Genomic DNA, 18,003 nt, shown 5'->3' with positions numbered 1-18,003 from the left:
CCGTCCGGTGTCGGCGGCGCGGACTACCGTTGCAGGCATGGCAGTGTCGATCGAGCCCACGCGGGCGATCCGTCCGTTCGAGGTCATCAGCGAGTACTCGCCGAGCGGCGACCAGCCAGCGGCGATCGCCGAACTCGCCGGCCGCATCAACGCCGGTGAGACCGACGTCGTGCTGCTCGGCGCCACCGGTACCGGCAAGTCCGCCACGACGGCCTGGCTCATCGAGCAGGTCCAGCGGCCGACGCTCGTCCTCGCCCACAACAAGACGCTCGCCGCGCAGCTCGCGAACGAGTTCCGGGGTCTGCTGCCGAACAACGCCGTCGAGTACTTCGTCTCGTACTACGACTACTACCAGCCCGAGGCGTACGTCCCGCAGACGGACACGTTCATCGAGAAGGACTCCTCGGTCAACGCCGAGGTCGAGCGCCTCCGCCACTCGACGACCAACTCGCTGCTGAGTCGCCGCGACGTCGTCGTGGTCTCGACCGTGTCCTGCATCTACGGCCTCGGGACGCCGGAGCAGTACATGAACGCGTCGATCGCCCTGCACGTCGGCCAGACCATCTCGCGCGACCAGCTCGTCCGCAAGTTCGTCGGGATGCAGTACCAGCGCAACGACGTCGACTTCGCGCGCGGCACCTTCCGGGTGCGCGGCGACACCATCGAGATCATCCCGATGTACGAGGAGCACGCGATCCGCATCGAGATGTTCGGTGACGAAATCGAGGCCCTCTCGTCGCTGCACCCGCTGACCGGCAACGTGATCGCCGACCTCCCGGGCGTCTCGATCTTCCCGGCGTCGCACTACGTGGCCGACACCGACGTCATGCACCGCGCGATCGAGCGCATCAAGGACGAACTGGCCGACCGTCTCGCCGAACTGGAGGGCCAGGGCAAGCTGCTCGAGGCCCAGCGGCTCCGGATGCGCACGACCTTCGACATCGAGATGATGGAGCAGATCGGGTTCTGCTCGGGCATCGAGAACTACTCGCGCCACATGGACGGCCGCGACGCCGGCGAGGCCCCACACTGCCTCATCGACTACTTCCCGGACGACTTCCTCATCGTCATCGACGAGTCGCACGTCACGGTGCCGCAGATCGGCGCCATGTACGAGGGCGACGCCTCGCGCAAGCGCACGCTCGTCGAGCACGGGTTCCGCCTGCCGAGCGCTCTCGACAACCGCCCGCTGACGTGGGAGGAGTTCCTCGAGCGCGTCGGGCAGAAGGTGTACCTGTCCGCCACCCCCGGCAAGTACGAGCTCGGGGTCACGGACAGTGTCGTCGAGCAGATCATCCGCCCGACCGGCCTGGTCGACCCCGAGATCGTCGTCAAGCCGAGCGACGGCCAGATCGACGACCTGCTCGAGGAGATCAAGCTGCGCTCCGAGCGTGACGAGCGCGTACTCGTCACGACGCTCACGAAGCGCATGGCCGAGGAGCTCACCGACTTCCTCGGCAACGCGGGGGTGCGGGTCCGGTACCTCCACTCCGACGTCGACACCCTCAAGCGCGTCGAGCTCCTCACCGAGCTGCGGCAGGGCGTGTACGACGTGCTGATCGGCATCAACCTGCTCCGCGAGGGGCTCGACCTGCCCGAGGTCTCGCTCGTGGCGATCCTCGACGCCGACAAGGAGGGCTTCCTGCGGTCCTCGACGTCGCTCATCCAGACCATCGGTCGCGCCGCCCGAAACGTGTCCGGGCAGGTGCTCATGTACGCGGACAAGATCACGGACTCGATGCGGCAGGCGATCGACGAGACCGACCGGCGTCGCGAGAAGCAGGTCGCGTACAACCTGGAGCACGGCATCGACCCGCAGCCGCTCCGCAAGAAGATCGCGGACATCACCGAGGTCCTGCAGCGCGAGAGCGACGACACCAAGGCGCTGCTCCAGGGTCGCCCGGGTGCCGACGGACGTCGCTCGCCGACGCCGAACCTGCGACGCGAGGGCATCGCCGGCGAGGGCGCGACCCAGCTCGAGGCGACCATCGGCGACCTCAACGACCAGATGCTCCAGGCGGCGGCGGAGCTGAAGTTCGAGCTCGCGGCCCGCCTGCGCGACGAGGTCCAGGACCTCAAGAAGGCCCTGCGGCAGATGGAGTCGGCCGGCCATGTCCGGTGACGCCGGCCGTCGCACCGTCGTCGTCACCGGCGCCAGTGCGGGCCTGGGGTACCACGCCGCGGAGCAGCTCGCGGCGCAGGGCCACCGCGTCGTGCTGGCGACCCGGAACCCCGACCGCGGTCTCGCGGCCGAGCGGAGCATCCGGGCGCACGTGGACGACGCCGACCTGGTGCACCTCCACCTCGACCTCGCCGACCTGGACAGCGTCCACGGCGCCGCCGCGACCCTCGCGGAACTCGGACCGGTGCACGCGCTGCTCAACAACGCGGGTGTCGTGGGGTCGTCCGAACAGCGGTCCACCGCCCAGGGACTCGAACTGCAGGTCGGCACGAACCACCTCGGGCACTTCGCCTGGACCGCGCTGGTGCTGCCCCTGCTCGACCAGGACGACGGCCGCGTGGTGCACCTCGGGTCGATCGCGCACCGCTTCGTCACCCTCGACCGGCGCGACCCCCTGGCGGTCGGTCGCTACGACGGCCACCGGCAGTACGCCCGGAGCAAGCTCGCCGTGATGCTGTTCGGCTTCGAGCTCGCGCAGCGGCTCGGCGACGCGGGTTCGGCGGTCCGGAGCGTCGTCGCGCACCCGGGGCTCGCGCTCGACGCCCTCGGGCCCGCGCGTCCGGACGTCGCGCCGACCCGGTCGGAGCCCGCCTGGATGCGCGCCGGATCCGGGTGGATCGCCCAGGGCAAGGACGCCGGTGCCCGCCCGCTCGTGCACGCGGCCGTCGGCGACGGGGTCCGGTCGGGGGAGTACTGGGGACCGGACGGCCCGCTGCAGCTCGCCGGTGCGCCGGCGATCGTGCCGGCGCGGTCGCGGGCGCACGACCGCACGGCGGCGGCACGGCTCTGGACCGCGAGCGAGCGGGCCACGGGCGTCGCGTTCGCTCTCGACGCACTCGTCTGAGTCGATCCGGTCCGCCACGCCGGGACGGATGTCGGTCGGGCTTCGTACAATCGTCTGCGATGACCATCACTTCTGACCGCGGAACCGCGACCCCGGGCGGGAGCGCCTTCGGCGAGCCCGCCGACCTCCACCTCCCCGGCGGGACCGCGCCGCACAGCACCTCGACGCTCAGCGTGCGCGGTGCCCGTGTCCACAACCTCCGCGACGTCGACCTCGAGATCCCCCGTGACTCGCTCGTGGTCTTCACCGGGCTCTCGGGCTCCGGCAAGTCCTCGCTCGCGTTCGACACGATCTTCGCCGAGGGCCAGCGCCGCTACGTCGAGTCGCTGTCCGCGTACGCGCGGCAGTTCCTCGGTCAGGTTGACCGTCCGGACGTCGACTTCATCGAGGGCCTGTCGCCCGCGGTGTCGATCGACCAGAAGTCGACGAACCGCAACCCGCGGTCGACCGTGGGCACGATCACCGAGGTCTACGACTACATGCGCCTGCTGTGGGCGCGCATCGGTGTCCCGCACTGCCCCGTCTGCGGCGAGGTGATCAGCAAGCAGAGCGTGCAGCAGATCGCCGACCAGCTCATGGCGTTCGAGTCGGGCACGCGGTTCCAGGTCCTGGCGCCCGTCGTCTCGAAGAAGAAGGGCGAGTTCGTCGACCTCTTCCAGGAGCTCGCCGCGTCCGGCTACGCCCGCGCGATCGTCGACGGGGAGCGCGTGCAGCTGAGCGACCCGCCCAAGCTCAAGAAGCAGGTCAAGCACGACATCGCGGTGATCGTCGACCGGCTCGTGGCGAGCGACGACATCCTCGGCCGGCTGACGGACTCGCTCGAGACCGCGCTGCGCCTGACGAACGGCACGGTGGCGATCGACCTCGTCGACCACGAGGGCCCCGGCGCGGTCCGGACGTACTCCGAGAACCTGTCCTGCCCGAACAACCATCCGCTCGCGCTGACCGAGATCGAGCCCCGCACCTTCTCGTTCAACGCGCCCTTCGGCGCGTGCCCCGAGTGCTCGGGCCTCGGGACGCGGATGTCCGTCGACCCGGACCTCGTGCTCGGCGACCCCGAGGCATCGCTCCGCGACGGTGTGCTGCTGCCGTGGACGGGCACGAGCGGGCTGTACTCGTACTTCGAGAAGCTCCTCTCCGGTCTGGGCAAGGACCTCGGGTTCGACCTGGACACCCCGTGGAACCGGCTCGACCCGACCGTGCAGGCCGCGATCCTGACCGGCAAGGACTTCCAGGTGTCGGTCTCGTGGAAGAACCGCTTCGGACGCGAGATGCGCTACACGAGCGGGTTCGAGGGCGTCATGCCCTACATCGAGCGCAAGTTCGCCGAGGCCGAGTCGGACTCGCAGCGACAGCGCTTCCAGGGCTACCTGCGTGAGGTCCCGTGCCCGGTGTGCGACGGCACGCGGCTGAAGCCCGAGGTCCTGGCCGTGACGGTCGACGGCCGCAGCATCGCCGACGTCACCGACATGTCGCTCGACCAGGCCTACGGGTTCATGGACGAGCTGACGCTCACCGACCGCGAGGCCCACATCGCCGCCGCGGTGCTCCGCGAGATCCGCGCCCGCCTCGAGTTCCTGCTCGAGGTCGGGCTCAACTACCTGACGCTGGCCCGCGGCGCGGGCGGCCTCTCCGGCGGCGAGGCCCAGCGCATCCGGCTCGCGACGCAGATCGGCTCGGGTCTGACCGGCGTGCTCTACGTCCTCGACGAGCCGAGCATCGGTCTGCACCAGCGGGACAACCGTCGGCTCATCGACACGCTCGTCAAGCTGAAGGACCTCGGCAACACGCTCATCGTCGTCGAGCACGACGAGGACACCATCCGCACGGCCGACTGGGTCGTCGACATCGGACCGGGCGCCGGCGTGAACGGCGGCAAGGTCGTGCACTCCGGGTCGTACGAGGGGATCATCGCCAACCGCGAGTCCGTGACCGGTGACTACCTCGCCGGCCGCCGTGCGATCGAGGTGCCGTCCGAGCGTCGGAAGATCAACCCGAAGCGCGTCATCAGCGTGCAGGGTGCCCGCGCGAACAACCTCAAGCAGGTGGACGTCGACTTCCCGCTCGGCGTCTTCACCGCGGTCACCGGCGTCAGCGGGTCGGGCAAGTCGACGCTGGTCAACGACATCCTCTACAAGGTGCTCGCGAACCAGCTCAACGGCGCCCGGCACATCGCGGGCAAGCACACGCGTGTGAAGGGCCTCGACCAGCTCGACAAGGTCGTGCACGTCGACCAGGCGCCGATCGGCCGCACCCCGCGGTCCAACCCGGCGACCTACACGGGCGTGTTCGACCGCATCCGGCAGCTCTTCGCCGAGACGCCCGAGGCGAAGGCACGCGGCTACCAGCCCGGGCGCTTCAGCTTCAACGTCAAGGGCGGCCGCTGCGAGAACTGCTCGGGCGACGGCACGATCAAGATCGAGATGAACTTCCTGCCCGACGTCTACGTGGCGTGCGAGGTCTGCGGTGGTGCCCGGTACAACCGCGAGACGCTGCAGGTGCACTACAAGGGCAAGGACATCTCCGAGGTCCTCGACATGCCCATCAGTGAGGCGGCCGAGTTCTTCGAGCCGATCTCCGCCATCCACCGCTACATGGCGACGCTCGTCGACGTCGGGCTCGGCTACGTCCGGCTCGGGCAGAGCGCCACCACGCTCTCCGGAGGCGAGGCGCAGCGCGTCAAGCTCGCGACCGAGCTCCAGCGTCGGTCGAACGGCCGCACGGTCTACGTGCTCGACGAGCCGACGACGGGTCTGCACTTCGAGGACGTCCGGAAGCTCCTGCTCGTCCTGCAGAGCCTGGTCGACAAGGGCAACACCGTCATCACCATCGAGCACAACCTCGACGTCATCAAGTCGGCCGACTGGCTCGTCGACATGGGTCCCGAGGGTGGCGCGGGCGGTGGCACGGTCCTGGCGGTCGGCACCCCGGAGCACGTCGCCGACGTCCCGGAGAGCCACACGGGCGTGTTCCTGCGCGAGATCTTCGACGCCCAGGACGCCCGCGTCGGCAAGCAGCAGGCCGTCGGTGCGCGCCAGGCGACGCAGAAGCAGAAGGCGGGTGCTCGGTAGGTGGCGGACACCGTCTCCTGGCGGCCGAAGGCGGGGGAGATCCCGACCGACCCCGGTGTGTACCGGTGGCGTGACGAGGCCGGTCGGGTGCTCTACGTCGGCAAGGCGAAGAACCTCCGCGCGCGGCTGAGCAACTACTTCGCACCGCTGCCGACGCTGCACGAGCGCACGCGCCGCATGGTCCTGACGGCGCGCAGCGTCGAGTGGACCACGGTCGGCTCTGAGATCGAGGCCCTCCAGCTCGAGTACACGTGGATCAAGGAGTTCGACCCGCCCTTCAACGTCAAGTTCCGCGACGACAAGTCCTACCCGTACATGGCGATCACCCTGGGCGAGGAGTCGCCCCGGGTGATGGTGACGCGGAACCGGAAGATCAAGGGCGCCAAGTACTTCGGGCCGTACCCGAAGATCTGGGCGGTGCACGACACCATCGACCTGATGATCAAGGTCTTCCCGATCCGGACCTGCTCGGACTCGTCGTACAAGAAGGCCATGCAGACCGGCAAGCCGTGCTTCCCGGGGCAGATCGGCAAGTGCGGCGGCCCCTGCTCGCAGAAGGTCACGATCGCCGAGCACCGTGCGGTGGTCGAGGAGTTCGTGCGGTTCATGGGCAGCTACGACCGGCGCGTCATCACCACGCTGCGGCAGCGCATGGGGGCCGCGGCCGACGCCATGGACTACGAGCAGGCCGCGAAGTACCGCGACCAGGTCGGTGCGCTCGAGGCGGTCCTCGAGAAGTCCGCGGTCGTGCTGCGCGACTCGGTCGACCTCGACCTGTTCGGTGTCGCGGAGGACGAGCTCGCGGCCGCGGTGCAGCTGTTCTCCGTGCGGGGCGGCCGCATCCGCGGTGTGCGGGGCTGGGTGGTGGACAAGGAGCTCGACATCAGCACCGGCGACCTCGTCGAGCAGATCGTGCAGGGCCAGTACGCCACGAGCGACGACGTCCCGCGCGAGGTCGTCGTGCCGGAGCTCCCGGAGGACGCCGAGGCGCTGCAGCAGTGGCTCAGCGAACGCCGGGGCGGCCGCGGGACGAAGCTCAGCACCGCGCAGCGCGGGGACCGTGCCGGACTCGCCCGGACCGCCGCCCAGAACGCGGCGCAGGCGCTGATGCTCTACAAGACGAAGCGGAGTGCCGACTACACGACCCGCTCGGCGGCGTTGGCCGACATCCAGGACGCCCTCGGCATGACCGAGGCACCCCTGCGCATGGAGTGCTACGACATCTCGCACCTCCAGGGCACGAACGTCGTCGCCTCGATGGTGGTGTTCGAGGACGGGCTCCCGCGCAAGGACCAGTACCGGCGGTACACGATCGCCGAGACGACCGACGACACCGACAGCATGTACCAGGTGCTCTCGCGGCGGCTGGCGCGTCTCGACGAGGACGCCGCCGCACCGGACGTCCCGGACGCGACGAGCGACGAGGTCGTCGAGGGGACGAAGCCGACGAAGCGGTTCGCCTACCGTCCGCAGCTGCTCATCGTCGACGGCGGGCAACCGCAGGTGCAGGCGGCGAAGCGGGCGATGGACGAGGCCGGCGTGCACGACATCGCGCTCGTCGGGATCGCGAAGCGCCTCGAGGAGCTCTGGCTGCCCGACGACGACTTCCCGGTGATCATGCCGCGGAACTCGGAGGCACTGTTCCTGATCCAGCGGATCCGCGACGAGGCGCACCGCTTCGCGATCACGCACCAGCGGACGCGACGGAAGCGCGACGTGCGGTCGCAGCTGTCGGAGATCCCGGGCCTCGGCCCGACGCGGGTCAACGCGCTGCTGAAGCACTTCGGGTCGGTGGCGCGCCTCCGCGAGGCGACGGCCGACCAGATCGCCGAGGTGAACGGCGTCGGACCGGCGACGGCCGCCGCGGTCGTCACGAAGCTGGCGCAGACGCCGCAGAGCACCCCGACCGGGAGCGCACCGACCGGGAGCGCACCGACCGGGAGCGCACCGACCGCCAGCGCACCGACCGCCAGCGCCCCGACCGACGAGACCGCACCGACCGACGCGACCGCGCGGACCGAGGCGACCCCGCCGACCGACGTGACCGGCGGGACGGACCCGACCGGTGCCTCCCGTCCGACCGGTCCCGTCCGCGTCCCCGACGTCACGGCGGACGGCCCGCACCGCCCGCTGTGACCTCCTCCGGGACGACCGGGCCCCGGCCCGGCCCGCGCCGCGGGCGATAGCCTGGACCAGCAGCCGAGACCTCCCCGGGCCGACGCCCGGGCCGCCACGACGGAGCCCTCCCACACATGAGCGACACGAGCGACACGAGCACCCCGACCGAGACGGCCCGCGCGCAGCAGCAGCACGACATCCTCATCGTCACCGGCATGTCCGGCGCCGGCCGGTCGACGGTCGGCAAGGCGCTCGAGGACCTCGGCTGGTACGTCGTCGACAACCTGCCGACGCAGATGCTCGGACCGCTCACCGAGCTCGCCGACCGCGCGGGTGAGAAGATCCCGAAGATCGCCACGGTGGTCGACGTCCGTGGCGGCCGGTTCTTCACCGACCCCGAGCAGGCCGTCGAGCAGGTCCGGACGAGTGCGTCGGCGCGGGTCCGGGTGCTCTTCCTCGAGGCGACCGACGCCGTGCTCGTCCGCCGCTTCGAGCAGGTCCGGCGACCGCACCCGCTGCAGGGGGACGGCACGCTCCTCGACGGCATCGGGCTCGAGCGGTCGCGGCTGTCCGGGCTCCGCGAGGCCGCCGACGTCGTCATCGACACCTCGGACCTCAACATCCACCAGCTCGCGAACACCGTGACCGACCGGTTCGCCGACGACCACTTCGTCGGCGTCCAGGTCACGCTGATGAGCTTCGGCTTCAAGTACGGACTGCCGGCCGACGCCGACATGGTGGCCGACGTCCGCTTCATCCCGAACCCCTACTGGGTGCCGGAACTCCGCCCGCACACCGGCCTCGACGCGCCCGTCTCGGAGTACGTCCTGGCGCAGCCGGGAGCCCGGTCGTTCGTCGAGCGGTACGCCGCCGTGCTCGAGCCGGTGCTGGCCGGCTACCAGCGCGAGAACAAAAGACACGCTACGATCGCCATCGGCTGTACCGGCGGCAAGCACCGCTCGGTCGCCGTCGTCGCCGAGTTGGCGAACCTCCTCCGCGGGATGCCCGACGTCGCCGTGCGTGTGAAGAACCGAGATCTCGGCCGGGAGTGACCGTCCCTCCGGCCGCTCCACACGGACGTGCGCCGGAGCCGCGGACCCCACCAGAAGAAACGTTAGGAATGATGCTGTGCCGTTGACTGCCGAGGTCAAGGACGAACTGGCCAGGGTCGTCGTGAACCGCAACACGGTCCGCGCCGCCGAACTCGCGACCATCCTGCGGTTCGCGGGCGGCCTGCACGTCATCTCGGGCAGGATCGCGGTCGAGGTCGAACTCGACACCCGGATCATCGTCCACCGCGTGCGCAAGGACCTGGCGGAGCTGTACGGCGTGCGGAGCGAGGCGTCGGTGGGGTCGTCCGCCTCCTCCCGTCGCGGCACCCGCTACCTGGTCCGCGTGCTCGAGGCAGGGGAGACGCTCGCCCGCCAGACCGGTCTCATGGACGCCCGTCGTCGTCCCGTCCGCGGGCTGCCGAACCGGCTCACCACGGGCAACCGCGAGGACCTCGCCGCCATCTGGCGCGGCGCCTTCCTCGCCTCCGGCACGCTGACCGACCCGGGCCGTGCCGCGGCCCTCGAGGTCACGTGCCCCGGGAACGAGGCCGCCATGGCACTCGTCGGCGCCGCGTCGCGTCTCGGCATCGCGGCGAAGGGTCGCGAGGTCCGGGGCGTCCACCGCGTCGTCATCCGCGACGGCGAGGCGATCGGGCAGATGCTCACCGTGATGGGTGCCGCCCGCACCACCGCCGAGTGGGAGGAGATGCGCCAGCGCCGCGAGGTCCGCGCCACCGCCAACCGCCTCGTGAACTTCGACGACGCGAACCTCCGTCGTTCGGCGCAGGCCGCCGTCGCCGCGTGCGCCCGGGTCGAGCGCGCGCTCGAGATCCTCGGCGACGAGGTCCCGGACCACCTGAAGTACGCCGGCTCCCTGCGCCTCGAGCACCGCGACGCGTCGCTCGACGAGCTCGGGCAGCACGCTGACCCGCCCATGACGAAGGACGCCATCGCCGGTCGCATCCGCCGACTGCTCGCGATGGCCGACAAGAAGGCCGTCGACGACGGCATCCCGGGTACCGAGGCGAGCGTGCCGGAGGAGCTCGAGGGCGTCTGATCGCGGCTCTGACGACCGGTGCGGACGGGAGGCGCGGTGCCAGCTGGCACCGCGCCTCCCGTCCGTCACACGGCGGTGGTCCGCAGCGTCCGACTGCTAGGGTCGTTACGGCGACGTTACGGGGCGTATCGTCCACCACACGTGGGCCCGACGGGCCCACGACCTCCGAAAGCAGCGCCCCTGGGGCGCTCCACACCCACCAGGAGATCCATTGACCGTCAAGATCGGCATCAACGGCTTCGGCCGCATCGGCCGTAACTTCTTCCGGGCCGCCCTCGCGAAGGGCTCCGACCTCGAGATCGTGGCGGTGAACGACCTCACCGACAACGCGGCCCTCGCGAACCTCCTGAAGTTCGACTCCGTCACCGGTCGTCTCGGTGTCTCCGTCGAGCTCGACGGCGACAGCATCGTCGTCGACGGCAAGCCGATCAAGGTCCTCGCGGAGCGCGACCCCGCCGACCTCCCCTGGGGCGAGCTGGGCGTCGACATCGTCATCGAGTCGACCGGCTTCTTCACCAAGGCCGCCGACGCGCAGAAGCACATCGACGCCGGCGCCAAGAAGGTCATCATCTCGGCCCCCGCCACCGGCGACGACGTCACCATCGTCCTCGGCGTGAACGAGGGCGAGTACGACCCGGCAAACCACAACATCATCTCGAACGCCTCGTGCACCACGAACAGCCTCGCGCCGCTCGCCAAGGTGTTCCACGACAAGTTCGGCATCGAGCGCGGTCTCATGACGACGGTGCACGCCTACACCGCCGACCAGAACCTGCAGGACGGCCCGCACAAGGACCCGCGTCGTGCCCGTGCCGCCGCGCTGAACATCGTCCCGACCTCGACCGGCGCCGCGAAGGCCATCGGCCAGGTCATGCCGGAGCTCGCCGGCAAGCTCGACGGCTACGCCCTCCGCGTCCCGGTCCCGACCGGTTCGATCACCGACCTCACCCTGGAGACGAAGTCCCCGGTGACGGTCGACGAGATCAACGCCGCCTACAAGGAGGCCGCCGAGGGCCCGCTCAAGGGCATCCTGCTCTACAGCGAGGACCCGCTGGTGTCGACCGACATCACGACGGACCCGCACTCCTCGATCTACGACTCCGGTCTCACCAAGGTCATCGGTGGCCTCGTGAAGATCACCTCGTGGTACGACAACGAGTGGGGCTACTCGAACCGCCTCGTCGACCTCACCGAGTACGTGGGCGAGCGACTCTCGGCATGAGCCTCCGCACCCTCGAGGACCTCGGCGACCTCGCCGGCAAGCGCGTCGTCGTCCGCTGCGACCTGAACGTCCCGCTCAAGGACGGCCGGATCACGGACGACGGCCGCGTGCGGGCGTCGCTCGGCACGCTGAACACCCTGGTGAACGCCGGCGCGCGGGTCATCGTGATCTCGCACCTCGGCCGGCCCGACGGGTCGCCGGCACCGGAGTACTCGCTCGCCCCCGTGGCGCAGCGCCTCTCCGAGCTGCTGGGCAAGGAGGTCACCTTCGTCGGCGAGACCGTCGGCGACGAGGCCGCCGCCGCTGCCGAGGCCCTCGGGGACGGCGACGTCCTGCTGCTCGAGAACCTCCGGTTCAACCCGGAGGAGACCTCGAAGGACGCATCCGAACGCCAGGCGTTCGCGGAGCGCATCGCAGCGCTGGGCGATGCGTTCGTGTCCGACGGCTTCGGTGTCGTGCACCGCAAGCAGGCCTCGGTCTACGAGCTCGCCGCGGCGCTCCCCAGCGCCGCCGGCTCGCTCATCGAGTCCGAGCTGACGGTGCTCGAGCGCCTGACGAAGGACCCGCAGCGGCCGTACACGGTCGTGCTCGGCGGGTCGAAGGTCAGCGACAAGCTCGGCGTCATCGAGCACCTGCTCCCGCAGGTCGACACGCTCTGCATCGGCGGCGGCATGCTCTTCACCTTCCTCGCGGCCCAGGGCCACGGGGTGGCGAAGTCGCTGCTCGAGCAGGACCAGCTCGACACCGTGCGTGCCTACCTGTCGAAGGCCGACGAGCTCGGCGTCACGATCGACCTGCCGACGGACGTCGTGGTGGCCTCCGGGTTCGCCGCGGACGCGCAGCACGAGACGGTGGCGGCCGACGCGATCGAGTCCTCGTCGTTCGGCACGGACGGCATCGGTCTCGACATCGGCCCGGAGACGGCGACGCGCTTCGCGTCGGCGGTGTCCGGTTCGAAGACGGTGTTCTGGAACGGCCCGATGGGCGTGTTCGAGTTCCCGGCGTTCGCGGCCGGTACGAAGACCGTCGCGCAGGCCCTGACCGAGGTCGACGGCCTCGGCGTGGTCGGCGGCGGTGACTCCGCGGCGGCCGTCCGGTCGCTCGGGTTCTCCGACGACCGGTTCGGGCACATCTCGACCGGTGGCGGTGCCAGCCTCGAGTTCCTCGAGGGCAAGTCGCTGCCCGGTCTCGAAGCACTGGGGTGGTCCCGATGAGCCGCACGCCCTTCATCGCCGGCAACTGGAAGATGAATCTCGACCACCTCCAGGCGATCGCGACCGTGCAGAAGCTCGCGTGGACGTTGAAGGACGCCCGCCACGACCACGACGACGTCGAGGTCGCGGTGTTCCCGCCCTTCACCGACCTCCGCAGCGTGCAGACGCTCATCTCGGCGGACAAGCTGTCGATCCGGTTCGGCGCGCAGGACCTCTCGCAGTACGACTCCGGTGCCTACACCGGTGACGTCTCGGGAGCCTTCCTCGCCGCGCTCGACGCGCAGTACGTCATCGTCGGGCACTCCGAGCGTCGCACGATGCACGGGGAGACCGACGAGGTCGTCGCCGCGAAGACCGCCGCCGCCGTCAAGCACGGCATCGTGCCGGTCGTCTGCGTCGGGGAGACCGGCGAGGAGCGCGAGCAGCGCGGGGCGGGCGTCGTCCCGGTCGAGCAGCTGAACGTGGTCCTCGGCGCCGTGCAGCCGTCCGAGATCGTCGTGGCGTACGAGCCCGTCTGGGCCATCGGCTCCGGCCAGGCCGCCACGCCCGAGCAGGCGCAGGACGACTGCGCCGCCCTCCGTCGGGCCGTCGCCGCGGCGTGGGGCGACGAGGCCGCTGCGGCCACGCGGGTGCTCTACGGCGGTTCGGTGAAGTCGGGCAACATCGCCGGCTTCCTCCGCGAGCCCGACATCGACGGCGCGCTCGTCGGTGGCGCTTCGCTCGACGTGCAGGAGTTCGCGGCCATCGCGCGCTTCCGGCAGCACGTCGGACTCTGATCCACCCAGTCCAGGCCGGTCGCGTCCGCGTGACCGGCCTGGACCACGTCCGGCCCGCGTCGACCGCGGGCCACACCCGTGCCGGTGGCCCCGGTCGCTCCGGCGGCCCGGTACACTTGCAAGGCTGACTGACACGAAAGGTACGTCGTGGCGATTCTCTCCGTCGTGCTGCAGGTCCTGCTCGCGATCACGAGCCTCCTGCTCACGCTCCTCATCCTCCTGCACAAGGGCCGCGGTGGCGGCCTCTCCGACATGTTCGGCGGCGGCGTGACGAGCAACCTCGGGGCGTCCGGCGTCGCCGAGCGCAACCTCAACCGCATCACGGTGATCCTCGGTCTGGTCTGGATCGTCTCGATCATCGTGCTCGGTCTCATCAACAAGTTCACAGCGGGGAGCTGAACATGGCATCCGGAGGCAGTGCAATCCGAGGGTCGCGCGTCGGCGCAGGCCCCATGGGGGAGCAGGACCGCGGGGTCCAGGCAGAGCGTGTGGCGGTCTCGTACTGGGACGCCCTCGGCAACGAGGTCGTGCGGTACTTCGCCGCGAACCTGCCCGACGACGAGATCCCGGAGACGGTGGACTCGCCGTCCACGGGACTCCCGGCCGGTCGCGACAAGGAGAACCCTCCCGTCGTCGCGAAGACCGAGCCCTACAAGACGCACCTCGCGTACGTGAAGGAGCGCCGCACCGAGGAAGAGGCAGCGCAGCTCCTCGAGGACGCGCTGCAGCAGCTCCGCCAGCGTCGCGGTACCGCGAAGTAGCACCAGACGTCACGAAGGCCCCCGCACCGATCGGTGCGGGGGCCTTCGTCGTCTGCGGGAGGCGGCGCCGCGCCCGGCGCTGCTCACTCGGGTTCCGCGACTCGCCGCGCGGATGACGTCGCGGTTCCGCGGCAAGCGAGTCTGCGCAGCGAGAGCGCACGATTGCGGAACCTCAGGCACGGGGACAGAGGTGGAGGGACCTCGGCGGGCAGGCGCTACCGGCACCGAAGACGGACGGGAGGCGCGGTGCCAGCCGGCACCGCGCCTCCCGTCCGTCAGGGGGTCGCCGTCAGTAGGTCGACGCGATGAGGTTCTCGGGGACCTCGCGTGCGGCGTCCTGGTCGACGAAGAAGACCGTGCGCTTACGGCCCTGCACACCGCCGACGGGGACCTCGTCCACCGCGGCGCCGGCCAGGGCGAGCCCGAGGACGGAGGCCTTCTCGGCGCCGGACAGGATCACCCAGACGCGCTGCGAGGCGTTGATCACCGGGAACGAGAGCGTCAGGCGCTGCGGCGGCGGCTTGGGGGAGTCGTCGACCGTCAGGACGGCGCGGTCGGTGACGGACAGCTGCGGGAACTCCGGGAAGAGCGACGCCGTGTGCCCGTCCGGCCCGACACCGAGCAGCGAGATGTCGAAGCGCGGGGCGACGGCACCCTCGGGGGCCGCCTCCTGCAGCTCACGCTCGTACTGGGCGGCGGCCTCGTCGATGGTGAGGCCGGCGTCCGACGGCGCCATCGGGTGGATGTTGGCCTGCGGGATGTCGACGTGGTCGAAGAAGTCGGTCTGCGTGCCCGTGACGTTGCGGTCCGCGTCGCCCTCGGCGACCCAGCGCTCGTCGACCCACCAGACGTGGACCTTCGACCAGTCGACGCTCTCGCGAGCCGGCGACTGACCGATGGCGGCGAGCACCAGGGACGACACCGAGCCACCGCTGATCGCGATGTCGGCACGTTCCTGCTCGTCGAGCACGTCGATGATCTTCGTGATGAAGCGAGCGGCGACCGATGCGCCGAGGGCCTGCTTGTCCGGGTGTACGAGCACCCGTCGTTCGTTGGTCACGTGACTCCCGTGTTGGTGGGCCGGCTGGTCGGACGCCGGGTGACGTCCGACCGGCCGGGAGGGTGGTCAGCCCGCGATCGACTCGCGGATCTGGGGCACCCCGTGCTTGACGACGTCTCCGAAGAGGACGTCCGGGTCGAGTCTACGGAGTTCCTCTGCGAGGCAGTCACGCAGGTTGCGCCGCGGGAGCGACAGGTCGTGCGTGGGCTGCCCCGGCATCGACAGCGTGGCGACGTCGACGAGCGAGCGCTCGAGGTCGATCGGACCCGACGCCCGCTCGAGCTTCACGCCGTGGATGCCGCTCGAGCCCGTCGCACGGGGCGACGTGACGACGGCGACGGGGACCTGCAGCTGCAGCCGGAGCCACGCGGCGAGGAGGATCGTGGACGGGCTGTCGCTCGCCCCCGAGACCTCGACGGACGTGATCGACTCGTACGGCGGCTGGTCGAGCGCCGCGGCGAGCTGGTTCCGCCAGAGCGTCAGACGGGTCCACGCGAAGTCGGTGTCGCCGGGGACGTACGAGCGGCCGAGCGCCTCGATCGCGCCGTTCGGGTCCTTCTGCGCGGCTGCGTCGGTGATCCGGCGCTGCGCGATCCGGCCCAACGCGGACGCCGCGGGCTGCTCGGGCGCGGTCTGCGGCCACCACGCGACGACGGGCGCGTCGGGGAGGAGCAGGCCGGTGACCAGGCTCTCCTCGTCCGTGGCGGTCTCGCCGTAGGCGCGGAGGACGATGACCTCGCTGGCGCCCGCGTCGCTGCCGACGCGGATCTGCGCGTCGAGGCGACCCGGGGACTTCGTGTCGCCGTCGTTCTTCGACACGATGATCACGCGCATCGGGTGCTCGCGCGAGGCCTCGTTCGCCGCCGAGATCGCCTCTTCCTCGTGGCCGAGGCCGGTCGAGATGATCAGCGTCAGGACGCGACCGAGGGCGACGGCGCCGCCCTCCTCGCGGATGTGGACGAGCTTCTTCTGGATCTTCGAGACCGTGGTGTTCGGCAGGTCGATCTTCATGGACGCCTCCAGGTCCGGCCGTCGCGGGCGAGGAGGTCGTCGGCGGACGACGGCCCCCACGTGCCGGGACGGTACTGCTCGGGCTGGCCCTGTGTGGCCCAGAACTCCTCGATCGGGTCGAGGATCTTCCACGACAGTTCCACCTCTTGGTGACGGGGGAACAGGGGCGGGTCGCCGAGGAGCACGTCGAGGATGAGTCGCTCGTACGCCTCCGGCGATGCCTCGGTGAACGCGTGGCCGTAGCCGAAGTCCATCGTCACGTCGCGCACCTGCGTGCCGACGCCAGGGACCTTCGAGCCGAACCGGAGCGTGACGCCCTCGTCCGGCTGCACGCGGATGACGAGCGCGTTCTGCCCGAGCGGCGCCTGCGTGTTGCCGTAGACGTCCTCGGGGACGCGCTTGAAAACGATCGCGATCTCGGTGACACGACGGCCCAGGCGCTTGCCGGCGCGCAGGTAGAACGGCACGCCCTGCCAGCGTCGGGTCGCGATGTCGAGCTTGATCGCCGCGTAGGTCTCGGTCGTCGACTCGGGGTTCATCCCCGCCTCGTCGAGGAAGCCGAGCACCTTCTCGCCGCCCTGCCACCCACCGGCGTACTGGCCGCGGGCCGTCGCCGTGGCGAGGTCCTCCGGCAGTCGCACGGCCGAGAGCACCTTCTCCTTCTCGGCGCGGAGGTCCGCGGCCTTGAACGAGACGGGCTCCTCCATCGCCGTGAGGGCGAGGAGCTGCAGCAGGTGGTTCTGGATGACGTCGCGCGCCGCGCCGATGCCGTCGTAGTAGGCGGCACGTCCGGCGACGCCGATGTCCTCGGCCATCGTGATCTGCACGTGGTCGACGTAGTTCGAGTTCCAGATGGGTTCGTACATCTGGTTGGCGAAGCGGAGCGTCAGGAGGTTCTGGACGGTCTCCTTGCCGAGGTAGTGGTCGATGCGGAAGACGTCGTCGGGCGCGAAGACGCTCTCGACGATCGCGTTCAGCTCGCGCGCGGTGCGGAGGTCGGAGCCGAACGGCTTCTCGACGACCACACGGCTCCACGAGCCCTCGCGCTTCTCGGTCAGCCCGGACAGCTTGAGCTGCTCGGTGACGACCGGGAACATCTTCGGCGGGATCGACAGGTAGAACGCGTGGTTCCCGAGCGTGCCGCGCTGCGCGTCGAGCTCGTCGACGGTGCGCTTCAGCTCGAGGAACGCCTCGGGGTCGTCGAACGAGCCCTGGACGAAGCGGATGCCCTGTTCGAGCTGCTTCCAGACGGCCTCGTCGAACGGGGTGCGGGAGTGCTCCTGGACCGCGTCGTGCACGAGCTGGGAGAAGTCCTGGTCCTCCCAGTCGCGGCGGGCGAACCCGACGAGTGCGAACCCGGGCGGCAGGAGCCCCCGGTTCGCCAGGTCGTAGACCGCGGGCATCAGCTTCTTGCGGGACAGGTCGCCCGTCACGCCGAAGATGATGAGGGTGCTGGGTCCCGCGATCCGGTTCAGACGGCGATCGGTCGGCAGTCGGAGCGGGTTGTGCTCCGGGGTGACAGCCACCGGTGACATGAGTCGGTGAACTCCTTGTAGGTCGAACGGAGACGGCGGAGCGCTGCGCTGCTGTGGCAGCGGCGACTCCGCCGTCGTGGTGGTCGGATCCGGCCGGGAG

At 70.4% G+C, this 18,003-nt stretch carries 14 protein-coding genes; 11 read left to right on the top strand and 3 right to left on the bottom strand.

Annotated elements, in window-relative coordinates; all coding sequences use genetic code 11:
- The first annotated feature begins 37 nt into the window (after window positions 1-37).
- From uvrB to QUG92_RS09200, 11 genes are all read left to right on the top strand, one after another.
- Window positions 38-2,122: an excinuclease ABC subunit UvrB gene (uvrB, locus tag QUG92_RS09250; RefSeq protein WP_182047875.1), complete on the top strand. Its 2,085-nt coding sequence runs from the start codon at window positions 38-40 to the stop codon at window positions 2,120-2,122.
- Window positions 2,112-3,026 carry an SDR family NAD(P)-dependent oxidoreductase gene (locus QUG92_RS09245; RefSeq protein ID WP_289458807.1) on the top strand — a complete coding sequence of 305 codons (915 nt, stop codon included), beginning with the start codon at window positions 2,112-2,114 and terminating at the stop codon, window positions 3,024-3,026. Before uvrB ends, QUG92_RS09245 begins: the two co-directional genes overlap by 11 nt.
- A gap of 59 nt (window positions 3,027-3,085) precedes the next feature.
- Entirely contained in the window at window positions 3,086-6,097 is a 3,012-nt protein-coding gene (uvrA, locus tag QUG92_RS09240) for an excinuclease ABC subunit UvrA (RefSeq protein ID WP_289458806.1), read from the top strand.
- Window positions 6,098-8,233: an excinuclease ABC subunit UvrC gene (gene uvrC, locus QUG92_RS09235; protein ID WP_289458805.1), complete on the top strand. Its 2,136-nt coding sequence runs from the start codon at window positions 6,098-6,100 to the stop codon at window positions 8,231-8,233.
- Between the two features lie 116 nt (window positions 8,234-8,349).
- Window positions 8,350-9,267 (top strand): RNase adapter RapZ, encoded by a 918-nt coding sequence (gene rapZ / locus QUG92_RS09230; protein ID WP_069710827.1) that lies wholly within the window; start codon window positions 8,350-8,352, stop codon window positions 9,265-9,267.
- A gap of 76 nt (window positions 9,268-9,343) precedes the next feature.
- Window positions 9,344-10,324 (top strand): DNA-binding protein WhiA, encoded by a 981-nt coding sequence (gene whiA / locus QUG92_RS09225; protein WP_069710828.1) that lies wholly within the window; start codon window positions 9,344-9,346, stop codon window positions 10,322-10,324.
- 211 nt (window positions 10,325-10,535) lie between these two features.
- Window positions 10,536-11,546 carry a type I glyceraldehyde-3-phosphate dehydrogenase gene (gene gap / locus QUG92_RS09220; RefSeq protein WP_289458804.1) on the top strand — a complete coding sequence of 337 codons (1,011 nt, stop codon included), beginning with the start codon at window positions 10,536-10,538 and terminating at the stop codon, window positions 11,544-11,546.
- Window positions 11,543-12,760: a phosphoglycerate kinase gene (locus tag QUG92_RS09215; protein ID WP_289458803.1), complete on the top strand. Its 1,218-nt coding sequence runs from the start codon at window positions 11,543-11,545 to the stop codon at window positions 12,758-12,760. Before gap ends, QUG92_RS09215 begins: the two co-directional genes overlap by 4 nt.
- Window positions 12,757-13,536 carry a triose-phosphate isomerase gene (gene tpiA, locus QUG92_RS09210; protein WP_289458802.1) on the top strand — a complete coding sequence of 260 codons (780 nt, stop codon included), beginning with the start codon at window positions 12,757-12,759 and terminating at the stop codon, window positions 13,534-13,536. Before QUG92_RS09215 ends, tpiA begins: the two co-directional genes overlap by 4 nt.
- Before the next feature lie 147 nt (window positions 13,537-13,683).
- The gene (gene secG / locus QUG92_RS09205; RefSeq protein WP_058727797.1) at window positions 13,684-13,935 is read left to right on the top strand and encodes a preprotein translocase subunit SecG; all 252 of its coding nucleotides are present in this window, start codon (window positions 13,684-13,686) and stop codon (window positions 13,933-13,935) included.
- A gap of 2 nt (window positions 13,936-13,937) precedes the next feature.
- Window positions 13,938-14,297, top strand: a complete 360-nt coding sequence (locus QUG92_RS09200) for an RNA polymerase-binding protein RbpA (RefSeq protein ID WP_069710832.1) — start codon at window positions 13,938-13,940, stop codon at window positions 14,295-14,297.
- 289 nt (window positions 14,298-14,586) lie between these two features.
- Here QUG92_RS09200 and pgl read toward each other — a convergent pair whose 3' ends face one another.
- The 3 genes from pgl to zwf form a co-directional block, all read right to left on the bottom strand.
- Window positions 14,587-15,357, bottom strand: coding sequence for a 6-phosphogluconolactonase (pgl, locus tag QUG92_RS09195; RefSeq protein ID WP_289458801.1), 771 nt, complete (start codon window positions 15,355-15,357; stop codon window positions 14,587-14,589).
- A gap of 66 nt (window positions 15,358-15,423) precedes the next feature.
- Window positions 15,424-16,368: a glucose-6-phosphate dehydrogenase assembly protein OpcA gene (locus tag QUG92_RS09190; protein ID WP_069710834.1), complete on the bottom strand. Its 945-nt coding sequence runs from the start codon at window positions 16,366-16,368 to the stop codon at window positions 15,424-15,426.
- Window positions 16,365-17,903: a glucose-6-phosphate dehydrogenase gene (zwf, locus tag QUG92_RS09185; RefSeq protein WP_182047424.1), complete on the bottom strand. Its 1,539-nt coding sequence runs from the start codon at window positions 17,901-17,903 to the stop codon at window positions 16,365-16,367. Before zwf ends, QUG92_RS09190 begins: the two co-directional genes overlap by 4 nt.
- Window positions 17,904-18,003 lie beyond the last annotated feature (100 nt).

Origin of the sequence: Curtobacterium citri (assembly GCF_030362955.1) — a bacterium.
Lineage (GTDB): Bacteria > Actinomycetota > Actinomycetes > Actinomycetales > Microbacteriaceae > Curtobacterium > Curtobacterium citri.
This window is presented reverse-complemented; position numbering and strand designations above follow the sequence as displayed.